This is a genomic window from Flavobacterium sp. 90 (assembly GCF_004339525.1).
Lineage (GTDB): Bacteria > Bacteroidota > Bacteroidia > Flavobacteriales > Flavobacteriaceae > Flavobacterium.
The window spans coordinates 1,031,475-1,055,888 of the sequence record NZ_SMGE01000001.1; the positions used below are offsets into that span (position 1 = coordinate 1,031,475).

Genomic DNA, 24,414 nt, shown 5'->3' on the forward strand with positions numbered 1-24,414 from the left:
TTATCTTTTAAAAGGTTATGTCTTATTGCTGTTTTATAAAATTAAAAGTCATTTTTAATTTTCATCTGGTCTTAGCAAACAAGAACCTTTTGCATTAGCATTAGCTTGTCCTTTACTATTTAACTCTGCAAGTGCTTTAGCATCTGCATCTGCTTGTGAAATGGTGGATGTAAAAAGTCCCGCAGCAACAGAATAAGATACCATTGTACCATCATAACCAACAGGGCAACCGGCTTTTGTAAAGACTTTGCTCATAAGTACATTTTTAAATGTGCAAATTCCCTGAGTATTGGCCGTATTCTGACCATTGGCATTTAGTTCATCCTGAGCCAGATTGTCTGCCGCAGCTTGTGATACAACAGAACTGTATTTACCCGCTGCAACTGTATAAACAACAGAACCTGAAGAAACAGCCGTTGCACCGCAATTATTTCTAGTATAAGTGGCACTTTTCAGAACATTATAAAATGTACATGTCCCATTCGCATTAGCATAAGCCTGTCCATTATTATTAACATCTGTTTGCGCTAATGCATCTGCCGCAGCCTGAGATACTGCTGAGTTGTATTGTCTGGCAGGAACTGTATAGACTACAGTTGATGCTGTTCCTCCTGAACAATTATTTTTAGTAAAAGAACCACTTTTTGCTACGCTGTAAAATAAACAAGTTCCAATATCATTAACATAAGATTGAGCAGTTGCATCAATAACATCCTGTGCTTTTTTATCGGCATCTGCCTGAGATATTTCTGAAGAATATGCTCCAGCCGGAAGAGAGAAAGTTTCTACTGAACCTGTGCTTCCTCCTGTACAATCATTTTTAGTAAGTGTTTTACTTTTAGCAATACTTTTAAATAGACATCTACCAACGCTATTAGCATAACTTTGTCCATTATTATTTACTGCAGTTTGCGCTAATGCATCTGCTGCAGCTTGCGAAACTGTAGAAGTATAACTTCCCGCCGCAACTGTATAGGTTTCTACTGACCCAACTGTACTTCCGGTACAATTATTTCTGGTAAACGTACCGCTTTTGGCAATACTACTAAAAGTACATATCCCATTAGTGTTTGCATTGGCCTGTCCGTTATTGTTAACATCTGTTTGGGCTAATGCATCTGCAGCAGCTTGTGATGTTGTTGAAGTATAAGTGCCCGCAGGAACTGTATAAACAACTGCCGAACCAACTCCGCCTGCAGCACAATTATTCTTGGTGAATGAGCCACTTTTAACAACACTATTAAAAGTACAAGTACCATTTGTATTGGCATTGGCTTGTCCATTTGTATTGAACAGAGTAAGTCCTTTAGCATCTGCATCTGCCTGAGAAATTATTGACGTTTGAGCACCAACAACCTGACTAAAGGCTACACTTGAACCAACTCCGCCTGAAGCACAATTATTCTTGGTAAAATTGCCACTTCTGGCAATACTGCTAAAAGTACAAGTTCCATTGGTATTAGCATTGGCTTGTCCGTTTGTATTAAACAAAGTAAGTCCTTTTGAATCTGCATCTGCCTGAGAAATTAGAGACGTTTGTGCACCAACAGCCTGGCTAAAGGCTACAGTAGAAGCAACGCCACCTGCAGCACAATTGTTTCTGGTAAAATTGCCACTTCTGACAATACTGCTAAATGTACAAGTACCATTGGTATTAGCATTCGCTTGTCCATTATTAGTAACATCTGTTTGGGCTAATGCATCTGCAGCAGCTTGTGATGTTGTTGATGTGTAACTACCCGCAGGAACTGTATATACTACTACTGAACCAGCTCCGCCTGCAGCGCAATTATTCTTGGTAAACGAACCACTTTTAACAACACTTGTAAAAGTACAAGTTCCGTTTGTATTCGCATTAGCTTGTCCGTTGGTGTTAAATAAGGTAAGTCCTTTAGCGTCTGCATCTGCCTGAGAAATTATTGATGTTTGAGCACCAACAGCCTGACTAAAGGCTACACTAGAACCAACTCCACCTGCAGCACAATTGTTTTTGGTAAAATTACCACTTCTGGCAATACTGCTAAAAGTACAGGTTCCATTTGTATTAGCATTCGCTTGTCCGTTATTGTTAACATCTGTTTGGGCCAATGCATCTGCAGCAGCTTGTGATGTTGTTGAAGTATATCTTCCCGCAGGAACTGTATAAATAACCGCTGAACCAACTCCACCGGCAGCGCAATTATTCTTGGTAAATGAACCGCTTTTTACAATACTTGTAAAAGTACAAGTACCATTTGTGTTCGCATAAGCTTGTCCATTATTATTAACATCTGTCTGAGCCAATGCATCTGCAGCAGCCTGAGATACTGCTGAACTGTATTGTTTTGCAGGAACTGTATAAACAACTACTGAACCGACTCCGCCTGCAGCACAATTATTTTTAGTAAATGAACCACTTTTCACTATGCTGTAAAACAAACAAGTTCCGATATCATTAACATATGATTGCGCAAGTGCGTCTATAACATCCTGTGCTTTTTTATCGGCATCGGCCTGAGATATTTCTGAAGAATATGCTCCAGCTGCAAGTGCATAAGTTTCTACTGAACCTGTGCTTCCTCCTGTACAATCATTTTTAGTAAGGGTTTTACTTTTTGCAATACTTTTAAACAAACATTTTCCATTACTGTTGGCATAGTTTTGTCCATTATTATTTACTGCAGTTTGGGCTAATGCATCTGCAGCAGCTTGCGAAACTGTAGAAGTATAACTACCCGCAGCAACTGTATAGGTTTCAACAGATCCAACCGTACCTGATATTATACAATTGTTTCTGGTAAAATTGCCACTTTTAGCAATATTACTAAAAGTACAAATCCCATTAGTGTTTGCATTGGCCTGCCCGTTATTATTAACATCTGTTTGAGCTAATGCATCTGCAGCAGCTTGTGAGGTTGTTGAAGTATAAGTACCAGCAGGAACTGTATAAACAACTGCTGAACCAACTCCGCCTGCAGCGCAATTATTCTTGGTAAATGAGCCACTTTTGACAACACTACTAAAAGTACAAGTTCCATTTGTATTGGCATTGGCTTGTCCGTTTGTATTGAACAAAGTAAGTCCTTTAGCATCTGCATCTGCCTGAGAAATTATTGATGTTTGAGCACCAACAACCTGACTAAAGGCTACACTTGAACCCACTCCGCCTGAAGCACAATTGTTTTTAGTAAAATTGCCACTTCTGGCAATACTGCTAAAAGTACAAGTACCATTGGTATTCGCATTTGCTTGCCCGTTTGTATTAAACAAAGTAAGTCCTTTTGAATCTGCATCTGCCTGAGAAATTAAAGACGTTTGTGCACCAACAGCCTGGCTAAAGGCTACACTTGAAGGAACTCCACCTGAAGCACAATTATTCTTGGTAAAATTGCCACTTCTGGCAATACTGCTAAAAGTACAAGTTCCATTAGTGTTAGCATTGGCTTGTCCGTTATTAGTAACATCTGTCTGAGCTAATGCATCTGCAGCAGCTTGTGAAGTTGTTGACGTGTAACTACCCGCAGGAACTGTATATACTACTACTGAACCAGCTCCGCCTGCAGCGCAATTATTCTTGGTAAACGAACCACTTTTAACAACACTTGTAAAAGTACAAGTTCCGTTTGTATTAGCATTAGCTTGTCCGTTGGTGTTAAATAAGGTAAGTCCTTTAGCGTCTGCATCTGCCTGAGAAATTATTGATGTTTGAGCACCAACAGCCTGACTAAAAGCGACACTTGAACCAACTCCGCCTGAAGCACAATTATTTTTAGTGAACGAACCACTTCTGGCAATACTGCTAAAAGTACAGGTTCCATTTGTATTAGCATTCGCTTGTCCGTTATTGTTAACATCTGTTTGGGCTAATGCATCTGCAGCAGCTTGCGATGTTGTTGAAGTATATCTTCCCGCAGGAACTGTATAAATAACCGCTGAACCAGCTCCACCGGCAGCGCAATTATTCTTGGTAAATGAACCGCTTTTTACAATACTGCTAAAAGTACATGTTCCGTTAGTATTGGCATAAGCCTGACCATTATTATTAACGTCTGTCTGAGCCAATGCATCTGCAGCAGCCTGAGATACTGCTGAGCTGTATTGTTTTGCAGGAACTGTATAAACAACTACTGAACCGACTCCGCCTGCAGCACAATTATTTTTAGTAAATGAACCACTTTTCACTACGCTGTAAAATAAACAAGTTCCGATATCATTAACATATGATTGCGCAAGTGCATCTATAACATCCTGTGCTTTTTTATCGGCATCGGCCTGAGATATTTCTGAAGAATATGCTCCAGCTGCAAGTGCATAAGTTTCTACTGAACCTGTGCTTCCTCCTGTACAATCGTTTTTAGTAAGGGTTTTACTTTTAGCAACACTTTTAAACAAACATCTACCATTACTGTTAGCATAACTTTGTCCATTATTATTTACTGCAGTTTGGGCTAATGCATCTGCAGCAGCTTGTGAAGTTGTTGAAGCATAACTTCCAGCAGCAACTGTATAAATTTCTACTGACCCAACCATACCTCCGGTACAATTGTTTCTGGTAAAACTGCCGCTTTTTGCTACATTAAAAAATGTACAAATCCCGTTTGTATTAGCATTAGCCTGTCCGTTATTGTTAACATCTGTTTGGGCTAATGCATCTGCTGCAGCTTGTGAAGTTGTAGAAGTATAAGTACCAGCAGGAACTGTATAAACAACTGCTGAACCAACTCCGCCTACAACACAATTATTCTTGGTGAATGAACCACTTTTTACAACACTACTAAAAGTACAAGTTCCATTTGTATTGGCATTCGCTTGTCCGTTTGTATTGAACAAAGTAAGTCCTTTAGCATCTGCATCTGCCTGAGAAATTATTGATGTTTGAGCACCAACAGCCTGATTAAAGGCTACACTTGAACCAACTCCCCCTGAAGCACAATTATTCTTTGTAAACGATCCGCTTCTGGCAATACTGCTAAAGGTACAAGTACCATTTGTATTGGCATAGGTCTGTCCGTTAGTAGTAACATCTGTTTGGGCTAATGCATCTGCAGCAGCTTGTGAGGTTGTTGATGTGTAACTACCAGCAGAAACAGTATAAACAACCGTCGAACCAACTCCGCCTGCAACACAATTATTCTTGGTATATGAACCAGTCTTTGCAATATTGCTAAATGTACAAATACCATTAGTGTTTGCATTGGCTTGCCCCTTAGAATTCACTTCTGTTTGAGCTAATGCATCTGCAGCATCTTGTGAAATTGTTGACGTATATCTTCCCGCAGGAACGTTATAAACAACTGCCGAACCAACTGCGCCTCCACTACAATTATTCTTTGTAAATGAACCACTTTTAGCGATACTTGTAAACGTACAGGTACCATTTGTATTAGCGTAAGCTTGTCCCTCACTATTAAATTGCATTTGAGCCTGAGCATCGGCATCAGCTTGAGAAACTAACGAGATAATTGCTTCTGCCGGCAAAGAAAAACTCACGGTAGATCCAACAACTCCTTCACCACAATCGTTTCTGGTAAAAGATCCGTTTAAAGCTGCACTTCTATAAAGGACCCCAGCTGAATCACTATCATCAGAACAATCTGTTTGTTCTCCTTTATAATTGTAACAGTATTTTTCAAGTACATTAAATTCATTATTCTTAACAAATTTCAATCTGCCAAAAGAATCATACTCATAATATATAGTCTTCTCTTTGGGATCTGTAATACTTGTTACTCCCATTGATGGATCATAAGTATAGGTAGTAATCATATAATCAGGAAAATCTTTCCTTAATTTTTTTAAACTCTCTCTTAATACCTGTTCTGTAGAAATTGTTGCTATGCCATTGTCTATATCTGCATTAGATTTTTTTTGAAGATCGTCAACACTATTTACAATCTTGTCATACGTAATATTTTCAATTTTGGCAATAGGCTGTGTTTTGTTATATCCCCAAATAATTGATACTGGCACTCCACCTTTAGGTGTATATTGTAAAACATTTCCTCGATCATCATATTTATCAAAAGCAATTTTTTCATCTTTAGTAATGCTAATATCATCTGTTCCTTTATTTGAATAAATATATTTAGGTAATAATAAGTTACTTGTGGCAGCACTATTATCATAAACCGTTTTTTGCTCAGATAATTTAACATTTTCAGTGCCCTGAATATTAAAAGTCTGAGTATCAAGGGGTATACCTATCATATTTTTCGCAATCAGGTCACTCCTAAAGGGTTCTCCTGCCATTTCAGGATCAGGCGCGTAGAAGTATTTTGTTTCTAACGTTTCCTGACTGGAAGTTTGAGTTTGTGAACTCTTTAACTCATAATTGGAATTATAGTTATAAAAATATTTTGTGGACTTTTTATATTCTTTAGCATTTTTAAGAAACTCTGTCTCTTCGGTACTAAACAAATCAACAGTCCCTCCCATCGTGTAATATTTATTATATGAATTAGGACTATCATAATTTACGGAGCCACCAGAACTTGTAGAAGCAGTAAATATAGCCAGAGGAAAAATATATTTTCTTCGATGTAATAAGTAATCTTCGCTATCCAGCATTTCTGCCATATACCTTACATCTGTCATTACATCTCCATAAATATATTTGTTTTTAACCTCCTTAACCAATGAGTAACTCCCCGCATTATTCGAATAATATTTAATACTTAAAGGCATTCCCCTTAGCCATTCATTATCTGTAGGAGAATGATAAGGAAACTTATAAAAATCACCTGAATCTTCAGGCATTGTAAAATTATATTCGGTTTTACCTATGTTATTCCCTGCTTCTCCATTAATTTCTGTAACTACAGAATAGCCCAATGCATTTCCTTGAAAATTAGTCAAAGGACTTCCTGCTGTTGCACCAATCTGATTTATGATTGGAGAATTATTATACATACCCATGATATAATACATATTGGGTATTGAGAATGTTTTCCCTGAAGATTTTCCTGAACTATCTAAGTATTTATAACTTTTAGAAGTTATACCGCCCAAATTATCATCCCAAATAATACGTTTGATTCTTTTACCTGCTGCAAATAATATTTCTTTTGGATTGCTCGAAGGCTGTTCCCAACTTAACGAAACAGAAAAAGCTCCCTTTTCATAATCAGTAAGATCGCGTCCCTCAGGAGTTTTAGGCCTAACCTCTATAACATACTCTCCTGAATCTAACCTTATAGATCCTCTACCAATAAATAAGCTTCCCATACTGGTTTTGGGGTTCAATTTATAAACTGATACTTCAAAGGGACAGCCATAATTAGTCATTGTAGAGCTACACGTAGAAATATCACCTGCAAAAGATGAAAATGATTGTGCATTAACAATATCACTTTCTTTTCCCAAAGTGACTGTAAAAGATTTCGAGACAAATACGCCTCTAGTACTATCATATCGAAGAGAGTCTTTAATTATGTTAGCTACTTTATGCTCAGAGGGGGTAGTAGGATTCATAAGCAATTCTTGGTAAAAGAGTGGCGGAATTACTATATTATGTTCATACTCAAAAGTGGCGCTTCCTCCGGTAGGATAAATAATCTTCTTAAGCATTCCTGCCTGAGATTTAATAGTATCTACCTCTCTATTATCGCCTTCGAAAAATGAAGAATACTCCCCATTATCTTTCCCATTATAATATCCCCAGTTATCTTGTGCTGTTGAAAACCTGTTGGGTAAAATTTGAGAATCATATACAAAAGAGTACTTCTTACCTTTATTTGTTGTCTTAGATCCCTCACTAACTATTGATTCCAGAAACAGTCTTTTTTTAGCCTGCGGCTCACTATTTCTTAAATGAAGTAATGAATTAGTGTCTTCACTGTTAGTATAAGTATAATTAAAAGAATGTTTGACTTTTAGAAGACCATCACTGCCAAAAACTTCTACTTTTTGTAAAGCATAACTATTTCGTAAATCTTCTCTTTGCGTTGCAAATTTGGTAAACACCACTTTTCCTTTATCAAACGTAATAGTCTTGATATGATATTGATTCATAAAAATTTTGGAAAAATGACTCGTAAGATAAAATCCCTGCCCATCATCAAAACTTCTCGAAAAATAATCCGGTCGCTCTTTTAAATATTCAAACTTAATCTCTTTATTGCTAGGAGTAACAATATCCATTAACTGCCACGCATTATTATACGTGATATTGACCGTCGATTTTTGAAGACCTTTCTGCGCCAGAAACTGGTAAGAAGAGCTACCTTCTGGACTGTCTATCGCTTTCCTGGCACCATCTTTAGACGTACCAAAATAATATTTTATACCATCTTTATCCGTTATAACCCAACCCGTAATATAATAACCATTTTCAAATTTAGGTTCAATTTTAAAATCACTGTATTTTTGAATTACAGGCTTTTTTGTTTTTTGATCAAAAATAAACTTACCTGAAAAATTTAAAAAATTAAAGAAATACACATCCGGCTCCATATCCATCAGCTTATCCGAATCTATACCAGTTAAACTTTGAGCCTGAACTCTAACCCTTGTTGCCTCTGATGTGTAAAATGTATCGTAAAAATTTTCCGATAGATATCCGTAAGTACTTTCATCGGCTGGTCCTCTTTGCTGTCTCGTAATAACTCCACCAGCACTTAAAGCCCAACCAGTACCAACCTGAGGTGCCATTTCACTTACCTGAATTCCTCGGGCATGATAAGAAACCTGAATTGGCAGTTTTATTTCTCCCGATTCAATTGTGTAAAGTGGTACTGATATATTCGGTAATCCTGTATAATGTGAAACAGGTACTTCGACAAACTTTCCCAGTGAAGCTGCCTCCGGTGAAGGGGGAACAATTTTAGGAACGAAGTCATTTTGTGCTATTGCTTTTGTTGAACTGATCAAAATGATCATCAAACAACAAAAGATTTTAACGTGATTTTTTATAGTTACTATATACATTTTTGTAATTCTATTATATCTTATTTACTTGTTATTCTTTTGATCACTTTTACAGATTCTGTTTTTACATCTGTTTTAATATTGATGATGTAAATTCCCTCTGCATAAGCACTTAAATCAACCGGTACTGTCCTGCTGGAGATACTGAAATTTTGCAGCGTTCTACCTGTCATATCAACCACACTGGCTGTTCCTGAAGTAAAATCGTAACCTATAATAACATTTGTATATGTCGATACCGGGTTAGGAATGGCTTCTATACTTGATTTAACTTTTTCGATTTTTGTTTTGTCTTTCAACTTTACAACCCAAAAATCACTACCTCCAATATTGGAGTTTTTATCTTTTGAAGCGCCTGAATTAGACGTTCCCGCCATTAAATATCCTCCATCGCGGGTTTCTATCAATTTTCTAAGAATATCCTCGCCGGCACTTCCAACAGTTTTATTCCACAATTCCTCTCCTTTTTCATCAATCTTTAAGGCGATATAATCATTGATTCCGTCTTTTTCTTTGGCAACGACATTGGTTAATTTTCCAACGATTCCCTCTCTTGGAACTCTTCTTTCACTTTGGGCATATCCGCCAATTAAATACGTATGATCTTTGTTTTCTACCAATGAGGTCAAAATATCCACTTTTCCAAAATCATAGGTTTTACTCCATACAACTCCTCCTTCTTCATCTAGTTTCAAAACCCAATAATCAGTGCCGTTTCCAACAATTCCACCCAATGAAGTAAGTGGGTTTGTACTATTTGAGTTGGCTCCAATAATATATCCGCCATCACTGGTCTGATGAATTACATAAGGCTGGTCATCGCCTTCTGCCCCATAAGAATTTTGCCATTCTATTTCTCCAACATCATTTATTTTTAAAACCCAAACATCTCCAACTCCTTTATTACTTTCCGTTTTATCACCGGATCGTGATGAAGTGGAATATCCCGCCAGAATAAAACCATTATCTGTCGTTTGCTCCATACTTCTTAGTAAGTCTGCATATTCTCCTCCGTATGTTTTTTGCCACTCAATAACACCTTGTTTGTCCAGTTTTACAACCCAGTAATCCATGTTTCCTCTGCTTTTTTCTGATTTACTGTACAAATCTGCTTTGGTAGTTGTCAAGGACTTTGCATCAGGTTTAATACCTGAAATAGAGAGCGGACTGGAGCTTGAAGATCCTCCTAAAATATAACCTCCATCTCTGGTCTGAAAAGCACATAACAATTCATCTGAACCATTCCCTCCAATTGTTCTTTGCCATTGCTCAGCTCCTGAAGCATCTAGTTTTATAACCCAAAAATCAGTAAGTCCTTTACAATCTTCTGCTTTTTGAAAACCTGTTCCTGAACTTGAAGTTCCTGCCAGAATAAATCCCCCATCTTTTGTATTTTTAATGCTTTGAAGTAAATCAAATCCACTTCCTCCAAAACTTTTCTGCCAGTCAAGTTCTCCTTTTTCAGTCATTTTCCACACCCAATAATCAAGATCTCCATGATTATCGTCTGATTTATTTCCTGTTTTATTAGATAATGAACTTCCTGCCAAAATAAAACCATAGTCGGCTGTTGGCTGGGCGTCAAAAAGATAATCAGCATGTTGTCCTCCGTACGATTTTTCCCAAAGAATATCCTGAGAATAAGTAATTAATGGCAATAAAAGAGGAAGGAGTAGGTAAAGTTTTTTCATACGCATTTTAGATTTCAAACTGTTTTTGCCTGCAAATCTAAATGATGGCTCTATTAAAATCTTACGGGTTTCCTCATTTTGAAATTCTTTTTATAAGTCTTTAAAAAAAAATGAGCAACGACGCCACCTTAAGACGGATAAAAGTTATCAACTTCGTCTATATTTTTCCAAATCGATTGCAAAATCACTCGATAATCACCTTAACAAGGCAATTTAATTAATAGTTATTGTTAAAATATGAAACATAGTTCTACACAAACAAATCTATTATTTCTATTAAACATAAAAAAACGCAAAGTCAGGGACATTTGCGCTTTTTTTATAAGAAACTCTTCAGAAATCAGAGTCAAATACCATAGTATATCTTATTCGTACAATTCAGGTTTTACGATATATTCTGTTACGAAATCACCATTTTTATCTGTATAATGGTAATTCAAAGTAACTTTATTATCTCTGAATGGTTTCATTTCAGGACTGTTTTTTACATTTTGTAAAACTCCGGGAAAAATATATTTCTTTACCGTATCCAATTTAACCTCAGCTTTGGTTAACCCTAAAATATAATTATACTGAATCGTTTTTTCCGGTAAAGCAACAACGCTTTTCAAAGTCGTATATTCATCAACTCTTATTGGGCAGCTTTTATTCATTTCGTTTGCTATTTCCGTAAGTTGTTTATCAATCGAGGGCTTAAACAAAGATTGCGTTACGAAAAACATAACTGCAAAACCCACTATAAACCCTAAAAAAGTTTTGAGACTAAATTTCCTTTCTGACTTAACAGGGATTTCTTTTTTGATTTCAGGAGTTATATTCTCTTTTTCGTTACCTGACAATTCATAACCACAATTGGAGCAATATTTTAAACTTGAATCATTTTCTGCTTCACATTTTGAACAAATAGTCTTCATAAGCTTTGCTTTTTTTTAGATACTAATATAGTTTTTTCTACATGTATCTCAACATTTTAAACTAAAAAATGCGCAAAGCCAAAGACTATTACGCATTTAAAAAACAATTAACTCTATCGACAGAGTCAACTAAAAAAATCTTACTTCAGGAAAGAATCGGCATCGATTAATTGGTTTCCGGTTTCATCATAAACTGCATAATTAAAACCACTTTGCACACAATACGAACCATATTCGCCCGCTTTGTTCAAGGCAATAAAACCTACCTGAATATCTTTTAAATCTTTGTTTCTGTTTTTAGTCAATTTTATAATTCTGGCAACAGCTTCTTCACACGCTTTTTGAGGCGATTTGCCTTGTCGCATTAATTCAACTACCAAATGACAACCCGAAATTCTGATTACCTCTTCGCCGTGACCTGTTGCTGTTGCTGCGCCAATTTCATTATCGACATATAAACCCGCACCAATAATTGGAGAATCTCCTACTCGTCCGTGCATTTTAAAAGCCATCCCGCTTGTAGTGCACGCACCCGAAAGATTTCCGTTGACATCCAAAGCGATCATTCCTATTGTATCGTGATTTTCGATATTTGCAATTGGTTTGTATTTACTGTCTTTCAGCCATTCTTTCCATTCTTTTTCAGATTCTTCTGTTAGTAGATTTTCTTTTTTGAAACCTTGTGAAAGCGCAAATTGTAAAGCTCCGTCACCAACCAACATTACGTGAGGAGTTTTTTCCATTACGGCTCTTGCAACAGAAATTGGATGTTTTATATATTCTAAACAAGCAACGGATCCTATATTGGCATTTTCATCCATAATACAAGCGTCCAACGTTACACGGCCATCTCTATCCGGACGTCCGCCATAACCAACACTTCTTTCTTTGGGGTCGGCTTCAGGAATTTTCACTCCGGCTTCGACCGCATCGAGCGCTGTTCCTTTATTTTTTAGAACTTCCCAAGCTGCTTCGTTTGCAGGGATTCCAAATCGCCAAGTCGAAAGTACAATTGGCTTTTTTCCTTTCTTTGAAACTACGACTTTTTCCTCTTCTTCAGAATTTGAATTAAAAGATTGTAAAGCTACAGCCGCTGAAGCTAAAGCTGCCGTTTTTATAAAATTTCTGCGATTTGAATTTGTCATATCTTTTATTTTGTTTGCCACAGATTAAAGGATTTTAAAAAAATTTTTATCTATGGAAATGTTATAAGCTTATCAAATTTTAGCACCTGATCTGAAAATTCGTTATTTGTTCATTAAAATAATATCAAGCAAAATTTCAACAAAAATCTTAAACCAATTTTTCTTTTTCTTTGTCGCCTCAGTCTTTTCCATTGTAAATTTCATTTATTAAACACAGATAAAAAATCTTTTAAAATCCTTTAATCGGTGGCAAAAATTATCTGCAATGTAAATTTATAAAAATCTAAGCTGTATAAAGCAAACTTGTCGCGCCCAATAAAGCTGCGATTTCATTATCTGTGGAAACCGAAACATTGACTTTACTTCCTGATTCTTCTAATTTCTTGTTGAAAGTCGGTAAGAAAAACTCACTCGCATTTGCTATTTTTCCTCCAATAATAAAGCTATCTGCTGAGAATTTTTCTAACCACGGAATCACAATCGCCGCTAAATCTTCTCCCATTTTTTCAAATACTTCTATCGCTACTTTATCTTCGGCTTTAGCCAAATTAAAAAGCTCTAATCCGTTGTTTATTTTTTTTCCGCTTAAAGCGAAATAACCAGCGATAAGTCCACGTGCAGAAACATAATCTTCGGCAATTCCTTGTCTGTAAGGCTGATCATATATTTCTCCGTCTTTTGGTACTAAATCGCCTGTATTTATAGATTCTCCTTTGTCAATAAAACAAGCACCAAGTCCCGTTCCAAGCGTAATTGCCATTACTTTTTTAGAAAGATTATCAGCGTCTTTAAAAACTTCGCCTTTACCAAAACAAACAGCATCATTTTCAAACAGAATCGGAAAATCATTCGAAAGATTTAATTTATTCTGAAACAAATCGCGAACATTTAATCCGTAAAAATGCTCGTATTTTGATTGCCCTTTTATCCAGCAAACTCCATTTTCATAATCAAATGGTCCCGGCATGCAAACTGCCAATCCTGTTGTGGCGTCTACTTTAGAATTTTCGATAGAAGTTCTGATTGCTTTTTCCCAAATGGTCATTACTTCTTCTACTGGCAAATTAGAATCAAACGACTCTTTGTGCAACGAAAAATCAATCACTTTCATACCTACAATATCTATAATCGCTGCGGTAATATGTGTACCTCCAATGTCTAATCCAACGGCATATTCTTTATTCATTCTTATTTTTTTTGGAATTGAATCATTAAGAAATCAAGAAAAAACCAGATGTGATTCTTAGTTTTCAAATTATACCTAACAGGTTTTAAAAACCTGTTAGGATACTAATCTCTTAATGTTATATTTTTAGTTTTTTAAATGTTTTTGTCTTTTAAAATTTGTGGATAATGAATACTCGTATGAACAATCATTTCGCCGAATAATGTATTTGCCCACGCAAACCATTTTCTGGTAAACTTGGTTACATCGTCTTTATGAAAAGATTCGTGCATAAATCCTGTATCGGCATTTGTTTTGATCAAATTACTGATACAGTGTTTTATTTCATTTTCCTCTACACTTGTAATCGCTCTTAAAACAATGCTCATTGGCCAGATCGTATCTGTTCCGGTATGTGGTCCGCCAACGCCTTCGCCCGCTTTTCCTTTATAGAAAAATGGATTATTTTCTGAAAGAACTACTTTTCTGGTATTCAAATAAAGTTGATTGTCCGGTTCTATCGCGCCTAAATAAGGCAATGATAATAAAGATGGAACATTGGCATCATCCATCATATGGAAACTTCCGTAACCGTTTACTTCAAAAGCAATGATTTTTCCAAATTTTGGATGATCGATGATTCCGTTTTCTTCTAATCCTTTCTGAACTTGTCCTTGTAATTCTTTGGCTTTAGCCACTAAATTATCGTCTTTTAATGCTGGCAAAGAGAAAATTTCCTGAAGATATCCAAGAACTTCAATCGCAAACATATTACTCGGAATCAAATACCCAAACAAAGTACTATCGTCACTTGGTCTGAAGGTCGAAACAATTAATCCGCATGGTTTTACCGGATATCCGTAACCACTTAACGGCACGCCATCTGTAGCCCAAGCCGTAACTCGCTGAAAATTATACGGTCCTTTATCGGTCCAGCGTTGTTGTTCTTTGAATGTTTGAATAACCAAAAGCATGGCTTCTTTCCACTTACTGTCAAATAAACTGATGTCTCCGGTTTCTTTCCAATATCCGTGTGCAAGTCTTATTGGATAACACAAACTGTCAATTTCCCATTTGCGTTCGTGAATACCAGGCTGCATTTTGGTCATGTCATTTTTCCATTCGCTTACCTGATTGAAATCTTTGTAAAAAGCATTCGCATAAGGATCTAATAAAATACATTTCGTTTGGCGATTGATTACTCCTTTTACCAATTCAGCCAGTTTTTTATCTTCTTTAACAAACGGAATATACGGCCAAATTTGCGCTGTACTATCACGCAACCACATCGCATCGATATCTCCTGTAATTACATACGTATCAGGTTTTCCGTCGATAATTTCAAAATCTACGGTTGTATCTAAAGTGTTTGGAAAACAGTTTTCAAACAACCAGGCCAATTCCGGATTTGCTATTTGCTTTTTGATTCTTACGATTGCTGCTTCAACGGCTTTACTCGTAAATTTTCTTTCGGCTAATGGTGGTCTTTTGGTAATAAAATCTTTTAATGCAAAATTGAAAGCATCTGAATTCATTCCGAAAACATCGGTTTGAAGTGCTAATAATCCTGCTGAAAAAATCCCTGTATTTTTTATAAATTTTCTACGTGATTGCTGCATAGTATTATTTTGAAGTTGAATAAGAATATGGATACGAACTTGCCGAAGTTCCTCTTTGTAAATTAGGTTTGCTGCTCATGTCAAAATTTAACTCTCCACCTTTTAATACATCAAAATGATTGATGAAATTTTTGGTATGAGTTACATTGTTCCATTTTAAATCCTGAACATATTTATTGGTTTCAGAATTGTTTGGCGCATTGATTACTAATTGTTTTCCGTTTTCTAATTGCAAGGTTAATTTCTTAAATAATGGTGCTCCAAGAACATATTCTTCTGTTCCCGGGCAAACCGGATAGAATCCCATTGCTGAGAAAACATACCAAGCCGAAGTTTGTCCGTTATCTTCGTCTCCACAATATCCGTCCGGAGTTGGTTTGTACAAACGGTTCATCACTTCGCGAGACCAATATTGTGTTTTCCAAGGTTCTCCAGCATAATTATACAAATAAATCATGTGCTGAATCGGCTGATTTCCGTGAGCATATTGTCCCATATTCATGATTTGCATTTCTCGGATTTCATGAATTACTGCGCCATAATAACTATCATCAAAAATTGGCGGAGTTGAGAAAACTGCATCTAATTTAGCCGTGAATTTTTTCTCACCGCCCATTAAATCGATCAAACCATGAACGTCATGAAAAACACTCCAACTGTAATGCCAAGCATTTCCTTCGGTAAAAGCATCTCCCCATTTAAACGGATTGAAATCTTTTGGAAAACTTCCGTCTTTGTTTCGACCGCTCATTAAACCAATCGACGGATTATAAAGATTCTTATAATTCATCATTCGCTTTTCGTATAAACTGATTTCTTTCTTCGGACGGTTTAAAGCTTTTGCTAATTTCCAAATCGTAAAATCATCGTAAGCATATTCTAATGTTCTGGCTGCATTTTCATTGATTTTTACATCATAAGGAACGTAACCTAAAGTGTTGTAATACTCTACTCCTTTTCTTCCTACAGCTTCTAATGGTCCTTCGTTATTAGCGCCATGCAATAAAGCTTCGTACAATTTATTAATATCATATCCTCGTAATCCTTTGATATAAGCATCAGTAACTACAGAAGCTGAATTATTCCCAACCATTACATCTCTAAATCCCGGACTTGACCATTCCGGCAAGAAACCGCCTTCTTTATAATCGTTGATTAATCCTTGCTGCATTTCTGTATTGATCGAAGGATAAACCAAATTTAACAAAGGATATAAAGCGCGGAAAGTATCCCAAAATCCTGTTCCTGCAAACATATAACCCGGCAAAACTTGTCCGTTATACGGACTGTAATGCACGATTTCTCCTTTTGCATTTACTTCATATTGCTTCTGCGGAAAACAAGCGGTACGGTATAAGCTAGAATAAAACGTTTTTAGTTGTTCTTCGCTTCCACCTTCGGCAGTTAATTTTCCTAAAACTTTATTCCATTCTTGTTTTGATTGTGCTACGGTTTCATTAAATGAAGAAGTTCCTAATTCATTTTTCAAATTTAATTCTGCTTGTTCCTGACTAATAAATGAAGAAGAAACTTTTACGTTTACGATTTCTCCTTTTTTAGTTTTAAAACCTACAACTGCACCAACATGATTGTCTTTTAATTCTAATTTATCTTTTTCTAAAACTTTATCATGCCAAGTATAATTAGTCGCAAATGGTTTATCAAATTGCAAAACAAAATAGTTCTTAAAATTTTCCGGAACTCCACCACTATTTCTAGTTGTATATCCTATAATTTTATTTTCTGACGGAATTATTTTAATGTAAGATCCTTTATCAAAAGCATCGATTACAATAGAAGATTGTTCGTTTTCAGGAAATGTAATCTGAAAATGCGCTGCTCTTTCAGTTGCTGTAATTTCTGTTGTTACATCATAATCTGCAAGATATACGCTGTAATAATATGGTTTTGAAACCTCCGCTTTATGGCTGAACCAACTTGCTCTTTCGTTTTCTTCAAAAATCAATTTTCCGGTTACCGGCATGATCGAAAACTGTCCGTAATCGTTCATCCAAGGCGATGGCTGATGCGTTTGTTTGAATCCTCTAATCTTTTCTGCAGTATAAATATACGCCCATCCGTCGCCCATTTTTCCGGTTTGTGGCGTCCAGAAATTCATTCCCCAAGGTCGGCAAATGGCAGGATAAGTATTTCCGTTCGAAAGACTATGCAAAGATTGTGTTCCCATTAAAGGATTTACATATTCTACAGGATCTAAAGTTTTAACTTGTGCGTTTACAAAAACGCAACATTGTAATACCCCTAAAAAAATTAAACTCTTTATTTTCATATTCTGTGTTGTTATCCTAACAGGTTTTAAAAACCTGTTAGGTATTATTTGTTTGCTATTAAATACGGATCTCAATTGCCTAAGCTTTGTCAAAGTTTAAAACTTTGACAAAGCTACCGTAAGCCTGAAAACTAAAACCTTAAAACATACCTAACAGGTTTTAAAAACCTGTTAGGAGACTAAGCGTCTCAACTTGTTAAATCTATATTCTAAAATCTATACTCTAAAATCAAATAGGTCTATCTTCCTTCTTAACTCCAAAAGTTGTCGATGGTTTACTTCCCATAAACAATTTTAATTCTCCTCCTTTTACGATCATATCTTGTGTGATATATGATTTTGTATAAGGTTTTCCGTTGTATTCTGCTTTTTGAATATAGATATTTGTTTTACTATTATCGATTGCATTCAATGTAAACGAAATACCTTCTTTATGATGAATTGTCGCTGTATTTACCAACGGACTTCCTAAAACGTAAATTCCGTTTGCCGGATTAACCGAATAGAATCCCATTGAAGATAAAACATACCAAGCCGACATTTGTCCTAAATCCTCATTTCCGCATAATCCGTCTGGTTTTGTCGAGTAGAATTTATCATCGATTTCACGAATTAGTTTGGCTGTTTTCCAAGGTTGTCCTGCATATGCATAAAGATATGGAATATGATGATTCGGTTCATTTCCTTGTGCATATTGACCAATTAATCCGCTAATATCAGGTGAAATTTCTTCTCCTTCAACTTTATCTGTGATTAAGAAAAGTGAATCTAATTTGACTAAAAACTTATCATCACTTCCAAATAATTCAATTAAACCATAAGGATCCTGAGGAACTAACCAAGTATATTGCCACGCATTTCCCTCAACATAATCGTCTTTACGATGTGCTGATGAAAGCGGATTAAATGGCGTTCTCCAATTTCCATCTGTCAATTTTCCTCTCATGAAAGTGGTTTCTTTATCGAAATAAAGTTTGTACAAATTAGCTCTTTTAGTGAAATAATTATAATCATCAGTTTTGCCTAAAGATTTTGCCATTTGTGCCACACAATAATCGTCGATCGCATATTCTAAAGCATTTCCAACAGATTCTAACATTTTATCAGCCGGAATATATTCTAATTTTTGAACATAATCCATTCCGTCACGCGTTTGCATCGCCGTTTTTTTGATCGCTTCGTATGCCAATGCAGTATCGTAATCTCTATAACCTTTCATGTAAGCATCTACAATCACGGCAATCGAGTGATTTCCGTTCATCGTGTTGGTTTCATTCCCCATTAAATGCCAAACCGGTAATCGACCTTGTTGTTCGTAAATTGCCAAAAATGATTTTACAATATCGTTGATTTTATCCGGTTGTGTAATCGTGTATAAAGGATGCAAACCTCGGTAAGTATCCCAAAGTGAAAAAGTGGTATAGTTTGTAAAATTTGCTTTTTCGTAAACTTTCTTGTCTGTTCCTCTATAATCTCCGTTTACATCATTGAAAATTGAAGGCGCAGACATGGTATGATACAAAGAAGTGTAAAAAACTTTCATGGTTTTATCGTCTGCTTTGATCTGAATTTTGTTCAATTCTTTATTCCACTTTGAAGTCGCTTCTTTTGCTACAGCATTAAAATCCCAACCCGGAATCTCGGCTTTAATATTCGCAGAAGCGTTTTCATAACTTACCGGAGAAATTCCAACTTTTACTAAAACTTGTTTGTTTTTTAAAGTCTTGAAATCCAAAACGGCTTTCATTTTTAAACCTTCTCCTTCGCTTCCATTTACAGCGGTTATATTGTCGTAAAGTGCAATATTTGAAATTGGTTCTGAAAATTCAATCGTAAAGAAAATACGCTGATCAGCCGCCCAACCTGCAGAATATCTGTATCCAACAAGCGTTGTTTCGTTTAGTTTTTTTATGAAAGTTTTTACCGGTTTATCCCAACCTATTCCGTCTGCAAGATCCAGCAAAACGTGATTGTCTGTAGTGGAATTGAATGTATATTTATGAAAACCGACTCTTTCGCTAGCGGTTAACTCAGCTTTGATTTTATATTTATCCAATAAAACGCTGTAATATCCGGCTTTACTTACTTCGTTTTTATGAGAGAAATAAGATCCATAACCAGTTGCCATATCTTCTTTTGTACCTTTCGTAAGTGGCACTTTTCCTGAAACAGGAAGCAGCAAAATATCGTTTAAATCTCCAATTCCGGTTCCGCTTAAATGCGTGTGTGTGAATCCCAGAATTGTGTTACTTGCGTAGTTGTATCCACTGCACCAATCCCAACCTTCAAAAACATTTACAGGTCCTAATTGTACGGCTCCAAAAGGAACATTCGCGCCCACAAAAACGTGTCCGTGACCTGCTGATCCAATAAACGGATTTACATATTGCGTGTAATCTAAACTAGCTTTTTTTTCCTGCGAAATTGCAGATAAATTGATTAGCATAATTATAGCGAAAACAATTTGTTTGTATTTTGTAATCATATTATTGTTTTTTATTTTGACTTGCTTAAATTTTTAGCCACGGATGACGCGGGTTAAACTGATTTACACAGATATTTTTTTAATCTTTGAATTTAAAAACTTAACCACAAAGTGCGCAAGGATTTACGCAAAGTTTACAAAGATTTTAATTTTAAATATTTAGTGAAGACGCACTGCTGTGCGCCTCTACAAAAAAACCTTAGAACCTCAGCATCTAAGAACCTTAGTACCTTCTTTTTAGTACCTCTTTAAAACATCATATAGAGAATAAACTCTAACCTCTGGTTTTGCAATTTTCCCTTCAAATGTGATTGTTTTTTCTTCTCCTGCTTTTAGGCTAAAATAATTATCGCTCCATTTTCCGGTGTATCCTTTTATCGAAACATTGACATATTTTGCATCTTTTAAGACTTTCAGTGTCAGCTTGTTTCCTTTTAATGTCCAGGTGATTTTTGGATCATCTAATTTTAAACTTATCGGACGTGTTAAATCAATTTCCGGAGTTTTATCATCTCGATATGCTTCTTTCATTGCGTACCAAGCCGCTTTTGGTTGTCTGTCATAATAATCGGTTACACTCCAACTTGCTACTGGCCAGCAATCGTTAAGCTGCCAAACCAAAGTTCCCATATTATAAGGCGCTTTTGAACGGTGGATTCCGATAATATTTTTAAGAGAATAATATTGTAAACATTGTGTCAGATACGTATAATCCTCCACATTCATTTTACTTATTTTGGTCGAATCAATAAAATAACGACTCAAATACGAATCTAATTTCATGAACCCTTTTCCAGCTTTTTGATGCGCCTGCAAAATATCCGAATATAAATATCGGTCTTCAGCTTGCGTAAATCTTTCGATAGAAGAATAATTTGGCATTGCCTGCATTCCGTATTCGCTCACAAAACGTCCTGTTTTATTCTGTACGGCTTCTACATCTTCTAATCCCCACCAGGTTCCCCAATAATGGCTGTCGCCTTCGGTTAAACTTTTTGCTTGTGACCAATGAAATGATGGCGATGAACTAATATACGGGCGTTTATTATCGACTTCTTTTACCCATTTTGGAATACTGTCCTGAAACAAACGAACGTAATCTTTCCATAAACGAATCGAATCTTGTTTGGGCATTTTCATGCTTTTTTGCCATCCCCAATCTTTAAAGGCTTCGTCGATTTCATTATTTCCGCACCACAAAACAATACTTTTATGATGACGTAAACGTTTCACCTGATACTGAACTTCTTTTTTTACATTGGCAAAAAAAGCATCGTCTCCCGGTACCATTGTTCCGGCAAACATAAAATCCTGCCAAACGTAGATTCCGTTTTTATCACATAAATCGTAGAAATAATCGTCTTCATAAATTCCTCCACCCCAAACACGGAGCATATTCATATTGGCATCTTTCGCCATACCAATTACTTTTTCGTATTCTTTTTTGGTTACTCTCGAAAGAAAAGCATCTGACGGAATATAATTAGCACCTTTCATATAAACTGGCTTTCCATCTATTTTAAAATAGAATGTTTTTCCAACATTATCTGGCTCTTGCACCAATTCGATTTTGCGATCTAATACATATGGTTTCTCTGGAGTTTTTTTGTCGTAAGCTTCTAATCGTGGAGTTTTCCAGATTCCGCACGTGGTGAATTTTGGTCCCCAATCCCATCCAAAATGATATTGCGCTTTACGAACATAAGCACGTGGATTGTCCGGAATTACAAATGGTAAATCTTTTTTGGCAAGCGAATCGACTACATTTTGTGCCGATTTAAACACAACTACCAAATCGTTATTTCCTGATTTCAATATCTTTTTTACATCTACACGCCATTGCAGAAACATATTATCGGCTTTCAAAACCAATTGATTGTTCAGATAAACGGTTGCATAAGTATCTAATCCGTCAAAAACGAGTTCTGTATTTTTCTTTTTTAAAACTTCCGGATTTACTTTAAAAGTGGTTTTATATTCCCAATCTTTCTTTTCGATCCATTCTAATTTTTTCTCATTGTCTCTGTAAAATGGATCCGGAATTGCTTTATTATTCAATAAATCGGTATGGATTTCTCCCGGAACTGTTGCAGGATTCCATTTCTCAGTTTTGGTTTCACGATATTGCCAACCCGTTTTTATATCTATGTTTTGAGCATTTGCTGCCAATGAAAAATTGACGATACAAATTCCGACAAACCAATAAAAGCTTTTTTTACATTCCATTCTTACTTAGTACTATATTATATATGCATTGCAATTCAATCGTTGGCAGTTTGAGAAGGATAATTGATTTTTCAATTATTCCTTCTCATCAGGTTTTTTTTTATCAGAATAAAAGGTAACTAACAAAATATCCAGAAATCATTTCCTTTTTACGGCTGCCAAGCTTTAATTCTTATTTTAGATTGTTGATTGTAGATTTTAGATTCTGTTTAATGCTTAAAAAATCGAAAATTCTATCATCACTTTATGTTCTTTTGAAAATAATTCCATCTTTTTCAGCAGAAGCAACTTGTCTTTGCGAAAAAAAAGGTTTTAAAACTTTTGAACGGGTTTCTGATATAACTCCTCTAATTTAATGAAAATCAAAATAGAAATTAAAAAATAAGCCGGGTGGTACAGGTATTCCTACCCGGCTTAATTCAACTAACTAACCAATATTATTCAACTATTGTTTATCCCACCAAATTCTGGTTGTCATTAAATCCAACCCTTGGCGAGCGATCGCTGCTTTATAATTAGCCTCATTTGTTATCAATTCTGACTGATCATAAATTAATCTTCTTGGTACTGTTCCTTTTGTTTCTCCCGCAGGATCATTTACCGGAACTAAAACCGGATATCCTGTTCTTCTATATTCTGAAAATGCTTCAAAACCATTGAATAACAATACAATCCATTTTTGAGTGATAATTTGTTCAATTTTTTGAGCTTCTGTTCCAGTAGCTTTAAAAGGATGAGCAGCAATATAAGTGTTGTATTCTGCAAGTGAAACCGCTGGTACTTTATCTCCAAAAATAACCAGAACTTCCATTGCAGCTCTAACTCCGTCTTGGTAAAGATTTTGTGCCGTGTCTCCAACATTCCAGCCTTTTACTGCTGCTTCTGCCAATAAGAATTTAACCTCAGCATAAGACATAATCAAAGTTGGTGCATCTAAACGTAATACTGTAGAAGTATTAGGATCTGAGAATAATTTCTTGTCTCCACCCGGAAATTCTTTTGCATCATTTGCAAGTCCTTGTTGGCTTGCAGGATTGTTGTCTCCTGAAGCTTCCAATTTGGCATAAATTCTTAAACGTGGATCGTTATTGTTTTTCAACATATCGATAAACGTTTTGCTGTATTTTGTATTAGAATCTCCTCCGTTAAGGTCATTTCTAACCCAAGATGAAGTAATTGGGTTTGTTCTAACTCCTTGTGGTCCTGCATCATGTTTTAAAACAAGACTTTCAGTATTTGAAGTAAAAACACCTTTAGCTACAGCTTTCTCAACATATTGTTGTGCTTTTGCAGGGTTTACTTTAGACAAACGCATTGCAACTCTCAACATTAATGAGTTTGCCAGTTTTTTCCATTTGGCAACATCACTTTGGTAGTACAAATCGGCGTTACCTACAAATGCTTTATTAGCATCCAATGCAGTACCAGCTTCATCTAATTCTTTTAGAAGATCATTGTAGATAGCTTCTTGTGTGTCATATTTTGGAGCAAAAACATTTCCGTTATATCCTTTTCCTGCTTCGAAGTAAGGAATTTCACCGTAAGTATCTGTCAATTTTTGAAACATGAATACTTTCATGATTCTGCAAGCCTGAATCATATTACTATTTTCAGGAGAGTTTTCTACTACAGATAACAATTGAAAAATCTGATTCAATCCTTTACCATATGATTCTCCAAAAAGAGATCCTGAATATTCAGAAGAATAAGTATATTTTGAACCTGGTCCGCCTAATGAAGAAAATTGCTGAACGATTTGAGCCGCATATGCATTGTTTCCTCTTGTGTTAGAATAATCTTGTCCATCTACATAAATCTCAGCAAGTGTAAACATAGATTTTATCGCCGGATCTGTCAATGCATTTGGATTCGTATTCATTTCCTCGAATCCTTTATCGCATGATGTTAATGTCATTGCACCAACAATTGCGACACAGAATATTTTTATAAATTTATTTTTCATCTTTCAATTTTA

At 35.8% G+C, this 24,414-nt stretch carries 10 protein-coding genes; all 10 read right to left on the reverse strand.

Annotated features, from left to right (window positions below; all coding sequences use genetic code 11):
- Window positions 1-54: 54 nt before the first annotated feature.
- Window positions 55-8,856: a DUF5977 domain-containing protein gene (locus C8C83_RS04110; RefSeq protein WP_121326554.1), complete on the reverse strand. Its 8,802-nt coding sequence runs from the start codon at window positions 8,854-8,856 to the stop codon at window positions 55-57.
- A 68-nt stretch (window positions 8,857-8,924) separates the two neighbouring features.
- Window positions 8,925-10,595 carry a T9SS type A sorting domain-containing protein gene (locus tag C8C83_RS04115; RefSeq protein ID WP_121326555.1) on the reverse strand — a complete coding sequence of 557 codons (1,671 nt, stop codon included), beginning with the start codon at window positions 10,593-10,595 and terminating at the stop codon, window positions 8,925-8,927.
- Window positions 10,596-10,960: 365 nt separating this feature from the next.
- On the reverse strand, window positions 10,961-11,509 hold the full coding sequence (locus C8C83_RS04120; RefSeq protein ID WP_121326556.1) for a zinc ribbon domain-containing protein: 549 nt from the start codon (window positions 11,507-11,509) through the stop codon (window positions 10,961-10,963).
- A 140-nt stretch (window positions 11,510-11,649) separates the two neighbouring features.
- Window positions 11,650-12,654 carry a N(4)-(beta-N-acetylglucosaminyl)-L-asparaginase gene (locus C8C83_RS04125; RefSeq protein ID WP_121326557.1) on the reverse strand — a complete coding sequence of 335 codons (1,005 nt, stop codon included), beginning with the start codon at window positions 12,652-12,654 and terminating at the stop codon, window positions 11,650-11,652.
- A gap of 283 nt (window positions 12,655-12,937) precedes the next feature.
- A complete protein-coding gene (locus C8C83_RS04130) occupies window positions 12,938-13,840 on the reverse strand; it encodes an ROK family protein (protein WP_121329942.1) in 903 nt (300 codons plus the stop codon).
- Window positions 13,841-13,974: 134 nt separating this feature from the next.
- Entirely contained in the window at window positions 13,975-15,438 is a 1,464-nt protein-coding gene (locus tag C8C83_RS04135; protein ID WP_121326558.1) for a glycoside hydrolase family 125 protein, read from the reverse strand.
- A gap of 4 nt (window positions 15,439-15,442) precedes the next feature.
- Entirely contained in the window at window positions 15,443-17,728 is a 2,286-nt protein-coding gene (locus C8C83_RS04140; protein ID WP_121326559.1) for a GH92 family glycosyl hydrolase, read from the reverse strand.
- Between the two features lie 229 nt (window positions 17,729-17,957).
- Entirely contained in the window at window positions 17,958-20,213 is a 2,256-nt protein-coding gene (locus C8C83_RS04145) for a GH92 family glycosyl hydrolase (protein WP_121326560.1), read from the reverse strand.
- A 237-nt stretch (window positions 20,214-20,450) separates the two neighbouring features.
- Entirely contained in the window at window positions 20,451-22,439 is a 1,989-nt protein-coding gene (locus C8C83_RS04150) for a glycoside hydrolase family 2 protein (RefSeq protein ID WP_165877222.1), read from the reverse strand.
- A gap of 445 nt (window positions 22,440-22,884) precedes the next feature.
- Window positions 22,885-24,402 carry a SusD/RagB family nutrient-binding outer membrane lipoprotein gene (locus C8C83_RS04155; RefSeq protein ID WP_121326561.1) on the reverse strand — a complete coding sequence of 506 codons (1,518 nt, stop codon included), beginning with the start codon at window positions 24,400-24,402 and terminating at the stop codon, window positions 22,885-22,887.
- Window positions 24,403-24,414 lie beyond the last annotated feature (12 nt).

Excerpts from the sequence above, each read along its gene's own strand:
- C8C83_RS04110 (WP_121326554.1), bottom strand. The coding sequence starts at position 8,856 with ATGATCATTTTGATCAGTTCAACAAAAGCAATAGCACAAAATGACTTC.
- C8C83_RS04115 (WP_121326555.1), bottom strand. The coding sequence starts at position 10,595 with ATGAAAAAACTTTACCTACTCCTTCCTCTTTTATTGCCATTAATTACT.
- C8C83_RS04120 (WP_121326556.1), bottom strand. The coding sequence starts at position 11,509 with ATGAAGACTATTTGTTCAAAATGTGAAGCAGAAAATGATTCAAGTTTA.
- C8C83_RS04125 (WP_121326557.1), bottom strand. The coding sequence starts at position 12,654 with ATGACAAATTCAAATCGCAGAAATTTTATAAAAACGGCAGCTTTAGCT.
- C8C83_RS04130 (WP_121329942.1), bottom strand. The coding sequence starts at position 13,840 with ATGAATAAAGAATATGCCGTTGGATTAGACATTGGAGGTACACATATT.
- C8C83_RS04135 (WP_121326558.1), bottom strand. The coding sequence starts at position 15,438 with ATGCAGCAATCACGTAGAAAATTTATAAAAAATACAGGGATTTTTTCA.
- C8C83_RS04140 (WP_121326559.1), bottom strand. The coding sequence starts at position 17,728 with ATGAAAATAAAGAGTTTAATTTTTTTAGGGGTATTACAATGTTGCGTT.
- C8C83_RS04145 (WP_121326560.1), bottom strand. The coding sequence starts at position 20,213 with ATGATTACAAAATACAAACAAATTGTTTTCGCTATAATTATGCTAATC.
- C8C83_RS04150 (WP_165877222.1), bottom strand. The coding sequence starts at position 22,439 with ATGGAATGTAAAAAAAGCTTTTATTGGTTTGTCGGAATTTGTATCGTC.
- C8C83_RS04155 (WP_121326561.1), bottom strand. The coding sequence starts at position 24,402 with ATGAAAAATAAATTTATAAAAATATTCTGTGTCGCAATTGTTGGTGCA.